Source organism: Dietzia cinnamea NBRC 102147 (assembly GCF_001571065.1).
Lineage (GTDB): Bacteria > Actinomycetota > Actinomycetes > Mycobacteriales > Mycobacteriaceae > Dietzia > Dietzia cinnamea.
The window spans coordinates 137,329-148,516 of the sequence record NZ_BCSW01000003.1 but is presented as its reverse complement, the minus strand read 5'-3'; the positions used below and the strand labels follow the sequence as shown (position 1 = coordinate 148,516).

10 protein-coding genes and 3 tRNA genes are annotated in these 11,188 nt (G+C 71.1%); 8 read left to right on the top strand and 5 right to left on the bottom strand.

From position 1 onward, the window contains the following. Positions 1-36: 36 nt before the first annotated feature. Complete coding sequence (locus DCI01S_RS02595; RefSeq protein ID WP_061227791.1) at positions 37-1,167, bottom strand: isochorismate synthase; 1,131 nt, start codon at positions 1,165-1,167, stop codon at positions 37-39. 128 nt (positions 1,168-1,295) lie between these two features. Between DCI01S_RS02595 and gltX the strand changes: the two genes are divergently transcribed. The 3 genes from gltX to DCI01S_RS02580 all read left to right on the top strand — a co-directional run bounded on the left by gltX (position 1,296) and on the right by DCI01S_RS02580 (position 3,129). Continuing rightward, positions 1,296-2,780, top strand: coding sequence for a glutamate--tRNA ligase (gltX, locus tag DCI01S_RS02590; protein ID WP_061227790.1), 1,485 nt, complete (start codon positions 1,296-1,298; stop codon positions 2,778-2,780). Positions 2,781-2,931: 151 nt separating this feature from the next. After that, a tRNA-Gln gene (locus tag DCI01S_RS02585) sits at positions 2,932-3,003 on the top strand. 53 nt (positions 3,004-3,056) lie between these two features. After that, positions 3,057-3,129, top strand: a tRNA-Glu gene (locus tag DCI01S_RS02580). Between the two features lie 58 nt (positions 3,130-3,187). On the opposite strand, the gene DCI01S_RS02575 is transcribed toward DCI01S_RS02580, so the two are convergent. From DCI01S_RS02575 to DCI01S_RS02565, 3 genes are all read right to left on the bottom strand, one after another. Further along, the gene (locus tag DCI01S_RS02575) at positions 3,188-4,168 is read right to left on the bottom strand and encodes an acyl-CoA thioesterase (protein WP_082767605.1); all 981 of its coding nucleotides are present in this window, start codon (positions 4,166-4,168) and stop codon (positions 3,188-3,190) included. 171 nt (positions 4,169-4,339) lie between these two features. Beyond that, positions 4,340-5,929: an MDR family MFS transporter gene (locus DCI01S_RS02570; protein WP_061227789.1), complete on the bottom strand. Its 1,590-nt coding sequence runs from the start codon at positions 5,927-5,929 to the stop codon at positions 4,340-4,342. Beyond that, complete coding sequence (locus DCI01S_RS02565; RefSeq protein WP_082767604.1) at positions 5,922-6,662, bottom strand: TetR/AcrR family transcriptional regulator; 741 nt, start codon at positions 6,660-6,662, stop codon at positions 5,922-5,924. The genes DCI01S_RS02570 and DCI01S_RS02565 overlap by 8 nt, the downstream gene beginning before the upstream one ends. Before the next feature lie 119 nt (positions 6,663-6,781). On the opposite strand from DCI01S_RS02565, the gene DCI01S_RS02560 reads away from it, so the two are divergent. Further along, positions 6,782-6,854, top strand: a tRNA-Glu gene (locus DCI01S_RS02560). 75 nt (positions 6,855-6,929) lie between these two features. Continuing rightward, complete coding sequence (locus tag DCI01S_RS02555; RefSeq protein ID WP_061227788.1) at positions 6,930-7,784, top strand: TroA family protein; 855 nt, start codon at positions 6,930-6,932, stop codon at positions 7,782-7,784. Positions 7,785-7,810: 26 nt separating this feature from the next. Here the strand turns inward: DCI01S_RS02555 and DCI01S_RS02550 are convergent, their stop codons facing one another. Continuing rightward, entirely contained in the window at positions 7,811-8,512 is a 702-nt protein-coding gene (locus DCI01S_RS02550; protein WP_061227787.1) for an IclR family transcriptional regulator, read from the bottom strand. A gap of 69 nt (positions 8,513-8,581) precedes the next feature. Between DCI01S_RS02550 and leuC the strand changes: the two genes are divergently transcribed. The 3 genes from leuC (at position 8,582) to DCI01S_RS02535 (ending at position 11,168) form a co-directional block, all read left to right on the top strand. Beyond that, positions 8,582-10,048, top strand: a complete 1,467-nt coding sequence (leuC, locus tag DCI01S_RS02545) for a 3-isopropylmalate dehydratase large subunit (protein ID WP_061227786.1) — start codon at positions 8,582-8,584, stop codon at positions 10,046-10,048. 6 nt (positions 10,049-10,054) lie between these two features. Then, entirely contained in the window at positions 10,055-10,651 is a 597-nt protein-coding gene (leuD, locus tag DCI01S_RS02540; protein WP_061227785.1) for a 3-isopropylmalate dehydratase small subunit, read from the top strand. Between the two features lie 136 nt (positions 10,652-10,787). Continuing rightward, positions 10,788-11,168 carry an HU family DNA-binding protein gene (locus DCI01S_RS02535; RefSeq protein ID WP_061227784.1) on the top strand — a complete coding sequence of 127 codons (381 nt, stop codon included), beginning with the start codon at positions 10,788-10,790 and terminating at the stop codon, positions 11,166-11,168. Positions 11,169-11,188 lie beyond the last annotated feature (20 nt).

Here is an 11,188-nt window from a genome sequence, read left to right as displayed (position 1 = left end):
CTAGGCTGCGCCGGGGCGGGCCCGGCCTCCGGTGGCCTACGCGGCGCCGACCGCCCGCAGGACTGTCCGCAGCTTGGCCCCGGTCTCCGCTACCTCGTCGTCGGGCTGGGAGTCGGAGACGAGCCCGCCCCCGGCCCAGGCGACGGCCCCGGCGCGGTCCGCGTCGATCTCGACGCACCGGATGGTGACCATCCAGTCGCCGTCACCGCCGGAGTCGGACCACCCGACCGCACCTGCGTAGAACCCCCGGTCGCCCTCGATCCCCGCGATGAGGCGGCGGGCCGCGTCCGTCGGCGTGCCGCACACCGCGGGGGTGGGGTGGACGGCCAGGGCCAGGTCCAGAGCGGTGGTCCTGGGGTCGGCGATGCGCCCCCGGATCCGGGTCCCGAGGTGCCACATCTCCCGGGTCGACGTCAACGAAGGGTGCTCGGGGATCTCCAGGTCGGTGCACACCGGCCCGAGTGACCGGGCCAGCGAGTCCACGACGAAGGCGTGCTCGGAGGCATCCTTCCCGGAGGCCCGCAGCGCGCGGCCCGCGGCCTGGTCGGCGGCGGGGTCAGCGGAACGGGGCGCGGATCCGGCCAACGGGTGGCACTCCACCAGGTCACCCCGGCGACGGACGAGCAATTCGGGACTGGAACCCACCAGGACGCGGCCCGAGTAGCGACCGCCGGCGGGGGAGAGGTCGACGAGATACCCGTCGGCCGAGGGGCTCGAGTCGATGAGGGCGGCGCACACCGCGTGGGGATCGATCGGCTCGTCCGCCGCTAGTCGCACCGCGCGGGCCAACACCACCTTGTCGAATTCACCGGCGCGCACGCCCGCGATCGCGGTCGCGACACGCGCCCGGTGCTCTGCCGCCGTGGGCACCTCCTCGGCGATGTGGGCGCGGGTCCGCATCGCGCGGAAATACGCAGGCGGCTCGAGCGGGCCGTCGGTGCGCACCACGACGTCGGGCTCCACGAGCGCGGCCGGTGCGTCCGGCTCGAAACCGATCGCACCCACTACGAGTCCGCAGGAGCCCGAACGAAGGGCCAGTGCGGCGTCGGCGGGATCGGTGAACGCGGCGAGGGCGCCCTGCGTGCGCAGCGAGCCGGTCGGCCGCGAGAGCAGGAAGTCCGGGGCTGTGACTGGTCGTCCGACGTCGGGGTGGAGCCCTGACGCCACGGCTCGCCTCCCTCGACTCGGTTCGGTCCGTGGGGCGCCGTCCTGCAGGCGCCTGCCACGGGTACCCGCTGATCCTAGGCCGGTCCTCGACGGGGGTGCGAGCCGGGACCGTCTCTAGGATGGGCCTCATGACAGCCTCCGATGTCCGCGTCCGCTTCTGTCCGTCGCCCACCGGCACACCCCACGTGGGGCTCGTGCGGACGGCACTGTTCAACTGGGCGCACGCCCGGCACACGGGTGGGACGTTCGTCTTCCGGATCGAGGACACCGACGCCGCGCGCGACTCCGAGGAGTCCTACCAGGCGATCCTCGACGCGCTGCGGTGGCTCGGATTGGACTGGGACGAGGGGCCCGAGGTCGGCGGTCCGTACGCGCCGTACCGCCAGTCGGAGCGGCGTGAGTTGCACCTCGACGTCGTGCGCCGGCTCATCGATGCGGGGGAGGCCTACGAGTCCTTCTCCACCCCCGAGGAGGTAGAGGCCCGGCACCGGGCGGCCGGACGCGACCCCAAGCTCGGCTACGACGGGTACGACCGCGACCTCACCGAGGAGCAGAAGCAGGCCTTCCGCGACGAGGGTCGCGGAGCGGTGATCCGCCTGCGGATGCCGGACGAGGACCTGTCCTGGAACGACCTCGTCCGCGGCGAGACGACCTTCAAGGCCGGCACGGTCCCCGACTTCGCGCTCACCCGCGCCAACGGGATCCCGCTCTACACGCTGGTCAACCCCGTCGACGACGCCCTCATGAAGATCACGCACGTCCTGCGCGGCGAGGACCTGCTCAGCTCCACCCCGCGGCAGATCGCCCTGTACCGCGCCCTCGAGCGCATCGGCGTGGCCGACGGTGTGCCCGAGTTCGGTCACCTGCCGTTCGTCATGGGTGAGGGCAACAAGAAGCTCTCGAAACGCGACCCCGAGTCGGACCTCTTCCTGCACCGGGACCGAGGCATGCTGCCCGAGGGCCTGCTCAATTACCTGGCGCTGCTCGGGTGGGGCCTGTCAGAGGACCGCGACGTGTTCTCACTCCAGGAGATGGTCGACGCCTTCGACGTCCGGCAGGTCAACGCGAACCCGGCCCGCTTCGACCAGAAGAAGGCCGACGCGATCAACGCCGAGCACATCCGGCAGCTGCCGACCGACGAGTTCGCACGGCGTCTGCGCGAGTACCTCGTCGCCCACCCGGCCCAGGACGGACTGACGCTGCCGGAGGACTTCGACCAGCAACGGTGGGCGGTCGTGGCGGAGTTGCTACAGACCCGCATCGTGGTTCTGTCGGACGCCTGGAAGCTGATCCGCTTCCTGCTGGTGGACGAGTCGGAGTTCACGGTGGACCCGCAGTCCGCGGCCAAGAACCTCAAGCCCGGGTCGCGTGAGGTCGTCGACGCGGCGATCGCCGCCCTCGGCTCTCTCGAGAAGTGGACGGCGCCCGCCATCGAGGCCGCGCTGTCCGGGGCCCTGGTGGACGGCCTGGGCATCAAGCCGCGCAAGGCCTACGGCCCGGTCCGGGTGGCGGTGACGGGTTCGCACATCTCGCCCCCGCTGTTCGAGTCCATCGAGCTGCTCGGCCGTGAGGCGACGCTGTCCCGTCTCCGCTCGGCACCGGTCGCCGGCTGATGAGAGCGGCCGCGCCCGTCGACGGATGACGGGCGTGGCCGAATCCAGCCGTCGAAGAAACGAGGCCACTGACCAGGCGATTTGCTATTCACCCACAGAGGTTTGGTAGTCTCTTCGAGGTCGCTGAAGAGCGGCGGAGAAGTGAAAATAGTGGCCTATGGTGTAATTGGCAACACAGCTGATTCTGGTTCAGCCGTTCTAGGTTCGAGTCCTGGTAGGCCAGCGGAGTGCTCCACGCGAGTGCTCACAGCGGATCCCCTGTGGATCCGTGTCCTAGCCCCCGTCGTCTAGCGGCCTAGGACGCCGCCCTCTCACGGCGGTAGCGTGGGTTCGAATCCCATCGGGGGTACACCGTGACGACGCCCGGAGCACATCGCTCCGGGCGTCTTCCGCATTTCGGGCATCGCTCAGCTCGAGGCGGGCGCCCGCCTCGAGGACCGTCCCCGCGCCCGCAGCCGGACGAGGTCGCGTGCGTGGGCGTCCAGGGCGTGGTCCTCGGCGGACACGGGGGACCACCGCGCGACCGGGGTGGGGCGCCCGTCCGCGCCCAGGGCGGCGCAGACGGTGAGGCAGTGCGTGCTGAGCGTGCGGGCGGACGAGGTGGCCGCCCCGGAGCGCACGTGCACGGAGACGTGCATGGTCTCGTGGCCGGTGTGCAGCAGGCGGGCCTCCACCTCCACCACGTCCCCGATCCGTACCGGATGGTAGAAGCGCACCCCGCCCGCGTACACCGAGGTACACGGGGTACCCGACCACTGGGCCGCGCACAGGTTCGCCGCGTCATCGATCCACGCCATGATCCGTCCACCGTGGGCGTTGCCTCCCCAGTTGACGTCCGAGGGGGCGGCGAGCAGGCGCAGCGTCGATCGCGGGGCGGTGCCGGCCTCGGAGTAGACCTGCTGCGCCATCGCGCGCTCGATGTCCTTGCGCAGCCCGATGCGCATGACCGCCTCGTCGGACTCGTGGATCTCCAGGCTCGAGGCGGGCCGCCAGGCGGGGACCGGGGTGGGCGCGCCGTCGCGGACGGCGATGAAGACGACCAGGCACTCGGCGCAGTGCCGGTACCCGGGGCGTGCGGGATCGCAGGCGCGGACGTCGCACTGGATGTGCATGGAGGAGGTGCCCGTGTGCACGAGCCGGGCGGACACCTCCACGAGGTCCCCGGAGGCGATCGGGCGGGAGAAACGGACGTTGCCGACGTAGGCCGTGACGGCGTACCCACCCGACCATCCCGCGGCCAGCGCGTAGGCGGCCTTGTCGATCCACTCGAGGATGCGGCCGGTATGGACCTGGGTACCCGTCCCGACGTCGGTCGGGGCGGCCAGGAACCGCAGCACGGTCTGGTGGGAGGCGGTGTGGTCGGGAGCGGTGAGGTGAAGCGTGGTCACTCGTCGGACGCTAGTGACGCCGCGTGACGGGGCCGTGTGTCGTGCGTACGGATCCCGTATCGGACTCCTCACCCCCGCGCCGGCGCGCGGTGAGCGCGGGCACGGGGGTGAGGGGGTGAGGGCGGCGGACCGCGGCCGAAGGGCGCACCGATGGGCGCGCCTCGTGGACGGTCAGTCGACCGTCTCCTTGAGGGTGTCCTCGCGGACGAACAGCAGCAGCACGGTCGCGACGAGGATGAGCGGGACGACGATGTGGTAGATCGGCACCAGGGCGTCGTTGTACGCCCCGACGATCGCGTCGTGCAGGGGACCCGGCAGCCCGGCCAGGATCTCCGGGCTCATGGAGTTTGCACCCGCCCCGTGGGCGAAGGTCTCGGCGACCCGGGCGCCCTCGGGTCCGAGCTGGGCCGCCGCGGCGGGGATGCGCTCGCTCATGAGATCGGCGAGCCGACTGACGAACAGCGAACCGACGATGGCCGAACCCATCGTGCCGCCGATCTGGCGGAAGAAGTTGTTGGACGCGGTCGCGGTGCCGACCATGGTGATGGGGAACGCGTTCTGGACGATCAGCACGAGCAGCTGCATGCACAGGCCGAGCCCGAAACCGAACACGAAGAGAACCACGCCCAGGTGGACAAGGGTGTCACCGGCCTGCAGCGAGCCGATGAACCAGAGCCCGACGGCCATGATGAGAGTGCCGACGACGGGGTACCACTTGTAGCGGCCGGTGCGGCTGACGATGTTGCCGACGACGATGGACGTGCCCATCATGCCGATCATCATGGGGATCATCATGAGGCCGGCCGCGGTGGGGCCGAGACCGTGGACCATCTGGATGTACGTGGGCAGGTAGGCCATGCACCCGAACATCGCTACGCCGATCAGGAGCCCGGCGGCGGTCGAGACCGAGAAGTTGCGCTCGGCGAACAGCGTCATCGGGATCAGCGGGTGAGGGGAACGACGCTCTACCCGGACGAAGGCCACGGCGCACACGAGGAACAGCGCGCCCATGCCGAGGATGACCGGGTCGGTCCAGTCGTAGCGGTTGCCGCCCCACGACGAGAGAAGGATGAGTGCGGTGGTGCTGATGGCCATGAGCACCGTGCCGGGCCAGTCGGTGCGGCGTCCGCTCCCGCGGTTGGGCAGGCGCAGCCAGACGACGGCCACGACGAGGGCGATCAGGCACACCGGGAGGTTGAACCACAGCGCCCACCGCCAGCCGGGCCCCTCGGTGAAGAATCCGCCGAGGAGCGGGCCGAGGACGGAGGACAGCCCGAAGACGGCGCCCATGACGCCCATGTACCGTCCGCGCTGTCGGGCGGGGACGACGTCGGCGACGATGGCCTGGGACAGGACCATGAGGCCGCCGCCGCCGAGACCCTGGACGGCACGGGCAGCGATGAGCAGGTCGATGTTCGAGGCGAGAGCGCCGAGTAGCGAACCGGCCGAGAACAGCAGGATGGCGGCGACGAACAGCGGCTTGCGGCCGATCTGGTCCCCGAGCTTGCCGTACACGGGCAGGCCGATCGTCATGGTGAGCAGGTAGACGGTGATGACCCAGCTCATGCGGTCGACGCCGCCGAGGTCGGCGACGATCGTGGGCAGCGCGGTGGCGAAGATCATCTGCCCCAGGGACACGATGAGCATCCCCAGCAGCAGCGAAGTGAACACCAGCGGGACGTTGTGCGGCGTCGGCGCCGGGGTAAGGGGGCGCTCGGCACCGGGCGGTGCCGCGGTGGTGCGGATGTCAGTCTCACTCATGCGGGATCCCGTCGGTGGTGATGGCGGTGGAGGAGGGCTCGCCGACGAGCACGGCGAGCTGGCGCAGGGCTGTGGCGCAGTCGGCGTGGAGGTCGTCGAAGGAGGCGGAGTCGCGGTTCAGCCAGGTGGCCATGCCGAGGTTCCCCGAGGCGGCGACGAGCGCGACGCACGCGCGTGCCTCGGCCTCGGCGCTCACCCCGGGCAGTCGGCGCAGCCGCGGATGCCGGTCGAGGTGGCGGGACACGAGGTCCACGAGCTCGATCTGGAACCGGTACGAGGCGGTCATCCGCGCAGCACCGAGCTGCGGCTCGGCCCGGAAGATGTCACGCCGGCGTTGGACGAGCATGGCTGTCTGCTCCCTGTCCGCGATGCGGGTGGCCGCGAAGCCTGCGAGAAAGACCCGCATCAGCGCGCGTGGGACGTCCGGATCGACCCCGTCAAGGAAGTCTTCGCGCTCGGCCTCGGGGACGTCCTGCGGGCTGGCGCCGATGACCGCGGCCTCCTTGGAGGCGACGTAGTTGAAGAACGTGCGCTTGGAGACCTCGGCGGCCGCGCAGATCTGGTCGACCGTCACCGCGTCGTACCCGTGCTCGAGGACCAACGCGGTGGCGGCGTCCTCGATGGCGAGGAGGGTCGCGCGGCGCTTCCGGTCGCGCAGGGAGTCGTCACGCCGAGCGTCCGCACGAGGGGGAGCGTGGGGGGCCTGCAGGGAGGCGTCGGGGGGAGAGCTCACGGAGGAATCCTAACGGAAAAAGTAGACCGAGTGCATCTTTGTACCGGGTGAAGTCTGCCGCGCGCCCCGATTTGGTTCCGCGTCCACCTGTCGGCTACTGTGGTGGAGCAGCGAGCAAGGCCCCCGTCGTCTAGCGGCCTAGGACGCCGCCCTCTCACGGCGGTAGCGTGGGTTCGAATCCCATCGGGGGTACGAGGGAGGCCGTCCCGGTTCGTCACTGACGAGCCGGGACGTTCCGCATTTCGGGGTGCGTGCGAAGATCACCGCGTGACCTCGCGCCGTGACCTGTTCCGCCTCGCCGTGGGGGCCGGCCTGTCCCTCGCCGCACTCGGTGCGTGCGGCGCGGAGAAGGGGGCGACGACGACGAGCCCGTCCGCCACCCCGACGGACCCGCTCGCCCCTCCCGAGCCGGTCCGGACACCGACGCCGGACGCGCCGCCGCGCCGTCTCCTCGCACTCTCCTCGGCCGATCTCGACGTCCTGCACGCGCTCGACCGCGAGCCGGAGGCCGCGTGGGCGGTCGACGGCACGGGACCGCGGCCGTGGCGTGGGCGACCCGCCCCGCCGCGGCCGGAATGGGACGGCCCGGGGCTGCCCAGTCTGCGGTCCCTGCTGCCGTTCGGTGTCGACGCCTTCGTCCTGGCCGCCGCGGACGTCACCGGCGACCAGCTACGCGGGTACGAGCGCCTGGCGACCGTGATCGTCGACCCGCAGGGTCGACCGGGCTGGCGGGACCACCTCGACCTCGTGGCCGACGCGCTCGACCGCGATCCCGGACCGGCGACCGCCACCGCCGAGGAGGCGCTCGACGCGTGGGCCCGGGGTCAGCGTCGGCTCGGGGTCGAGGCCCTCGCCGTCGTCGTCGGCACCGGCGCCCGGCCCGACACCCCCGTCGCCACCCTCGCGGCGGACTCGCCGCTCGGCGCGGAGATCCGCGCCCTGGGGTTCGAGGTGGACGCGCGGGCCGAGCCCCGGCCGTACCGCGAACTGCGGCGTCCGGGCGTCCAGGTGGTGCGGGTCGATCCCCGCGACGACGACCTCGTCGCGGCCGTGCGCCAGCCCAGTGTCTCGAGCCTGCCGTGGGCGTTGGACAGGCTCGTCCGCGGGCGACGGCCCGCCTGAGGTCGGCCGCGTGCCGGTAGGCCGCCCTACAGCCGCTTGTGGATCGCGTCCGCCGCGGTGAGCAGGTCGGCGGCCCACTTCACGCCCGGTCGGCGGCCGATGCGGTCCACCGGACCGGAGACCGAGATCGCCGCGACCACGGTGCCCGTCGAGTCCCGGATGGGCGCGGAGATCGAGGCCACGCCCGCCTCCCGCTCGGCGACGGACTGCGCCCAGCCACGCCGGCGGACCTCCGCCAGCTGGCGTTCGGTGTACGTGGCGTCGGTCAGGAGCGCGCGCTGCGTGGCCGGGTCGGCCCACGCGGCGAGGACCTTGGCCCCCGAACCGCGGCTCATGGGCAGGACCGCACCGACGGGCACCGTGTCCCGCAGGCCGGTCGGCGGCTCGGCCGAGGCCACGCAGATGCGGCGGTCGCCGTCCCGGCGGTAGACTTGGACGCTCTCCTCGGTGATCTCGCGCAGCCGCGGCAGCACCGAGGAGGCGGCGTCGGCAAGGGAGTCGGAGACGTGCGCCGCGAGTTTGGCCAGTCCGGGCCCGAGGCTCCACACCCCGGCGTCGTCACGGGACAGCAGTTGATGGATCTCCAGGCCCACCGCGAGGCGGTGCGCGGTGGCGCGCGGCAGTCCCGTCCGCTCGCAGAGGTCGGCCAGGACGCAGGGCTGCTCGGCCACCGCGTGCAGCACCGTCATCGCTTTGTCGAGGACCCCGATCCCGCTATACTGTCTCACAGTTCGACTATATCGTCCTACATGGTGAGAATCCATCAGAGGCTCATCCGGGATGTGACTGGAGGCGTGATGACTGAGACCGTGACCGGTGGAACGCGCCCGCGGACCCTGGCCGAGAAGGTCTGGGACGACCACGTGGTGGTCAGCGGAGAGGGTGAGGGCGAGTCCCGGGGGCCCGACCTCATCTTCATCGACCTCCACCTCATCCACGAGGTCACCAGTCCTCAGGCGTTCGACGGACTCCGCCTGGCCGGCCGTCAGCTCCGCCGCCCGGACCTCACGCTGGCCACCGAGGACCACAACGTGCCGACCGACATCGTCGGCGGCGCCGTCAACCTCATCGCCGACCAGACCTCGCGCGTCCAGATCGAGACCCTGCGCCGCAACTGCGAGGAGTTCGGTGTCCGGCTGTACCCGATGGGCGATCTCGACCAGGGGATCGTCCACGTCGTGGGCCCCCAGCTGGGCCTGACCCAGCCGGGCATGACGGTGGTGTGCGGCGACTCGCACACCTCCACCCACGGGGCGTTCGGGTCCATCGCCATGGGTATCGGTACCTCCGAGGTCGAGCACGTCATGGCCACCCAGACGCTCAGCCTGCGGCCGTTCAAGACGATGGCCGTGACCGTCACCGGCGAGCTGCAGCCGGGCGTCACGGGCAAGGACCTCATCCTCGCCGTCATCGCCCAGATCGGCACCGGCGGGGGGCAGGGTTACATCATCGAGTACCGCGGCGAGGCCATCGAGAAGCTCTCGATGGAGGCCCGGATGACCGTCTGCAACATGAGCATCGAGGCCGGCGCGCGGGCGGGCATGATCGCGCCCGACCAGACCACCTACGACTACCTGCGCGGCCGTCCGCACGCGCCCACGGGCGACGAGTGGGACGAGGCCGTGCGGTACTGGGAGAGCCTGCGCACCGACGACGACGCGGTCTTCGACGCCGAGGTCGTGATCGACGGCTCGGCGCTCACCCCGTTCGTCACCTGGGGCACCAACCCCGGTCAGGGCGTTCCGCTGGGCGCGTCCGTCCCGGACCCGGAGTCGTTCACGGACGAGAGCGCGCGGATCGCCGCCGAGAGCGCCCTGGAGTACATGGACCTGCGGGCCGGCACCCCCATGCGCGAGGTGCCCGTCGACGTCGTGTTCGTCGGGTCGTGCACCAACGGCCGCATCGAAGACCTGCGCACCGTCGCCGAGGTCATCGACGGGCAGAGGATCGCCGACGGCGTGCGGATGCTCGTCGTGCCGGGCTCCATGCGGGTGAGCCAGCAGGCCGAGCGGGAAGGCCTGGACCGGGTGTTCACCGAGTTCGGCGCCGAGTGGCGCCAGCCGGGCTGCTCCATGTGCCTGGGCATGAACCCCGACTCGCTGCTGCCCGGCCAACGGTGCGCGTCCACCTCCAACCGCAACTTCGAGGGACGCCAGGGCAAGGGTGCGCGCACTCACCTCGTCAGCCCGTCGGTCGCCGCGGCCACCGCGGTGCTCGGGCACCTCGCCTCACCCGCCGATCTCGAGCCCGCGAAGGGGGCCTGACACCTCATGGAGCCGATCACCACCCACACCGGCATCGGCGCCCCGCTGCGCCGCTCCAACGTGGACACCGACCAGATCATCCCCGCCGAGTATCTCAAGCGCGTCACACGCACCGGGTTCGAGGACGGCCTGTTCTCCTCCTGGCGGGCGAACGAGCCGGACTTCGTCCTCAACCGCCCGCCGTACGACCGCGCCTCCGTCCTGGTCGCCGGGCCGGACTTCGGGACGGGCTCGTCGCGGGAGCACGCCGTGTGGGCCCTCATGGACTTCGGCTTCCGCGTGGTCGTCTCGTCCCGCTTCGCCGACATCTTCCGCGGCAACTCGGGTAAGTCCGGCCTCGTGGCCGCCCGGGTCGAGCAGGAGAACGTCGAGCTCCTGTGGAAGGTGATGGACGAGCGACCGGGTATCGAGCTCACCGTGGATCTGGTCACCCGCACGATCACCGCGGGCGATGTCACCGTACCGTTCGATATCGATGACTACACGCGCTGGCGGCTCATGGAGGGGCTCGACGACATCGGCCTCACGCTGCGGCGCGCTGACGATATCGAGGCGTTCGAGAGCCGGCGGCCGGCGTTCAAACCGGTCACCACGCCCCGCTGACCGACGCGCGTCAAAAATGTTTCGGAGTCACCTCCGAATTGACCCCCGCCTGGCCCGGCCGTGTGATTATGCTTATATTCATTCCGTGCGGTTGCGAAAGCCGCGCACGCATACTCAGCCGAAGGGGGATCCCCACGTGAACAAAGCCGACCTGATCGCCGAGCTGGCGGACCGGATGGGCGGAGACCACCAGCTCGCCACCGAGGCGCTGGAGAACACCCTCGACATCATCGTGCGGACGGTGGCGTCCGGGGAGTCCATCACCATCATGGGCTTCGGCATCTTCGAGAAGAAGGCACGTGCGGCCCGCGTCGCGCGCAACCCCCACACCGGGGAGTCGATCCCGGTCCCGCCGACCTACTCGCCGGTGTTCCGGCCGGGTCAGTACTTCAAGTCCGTCATCCAGGGCACCGAGACGCTGCCCGAGGGCCGGCTCGCCGCCAAGCGGTCGAGCTCGCATCAGTCGTTCGGCGGCCTGCACGCCAACGGGGTCGGCCTCCGCGACAAGGTCAGCTGAGCCGCCCGGCCGCGGTCGGG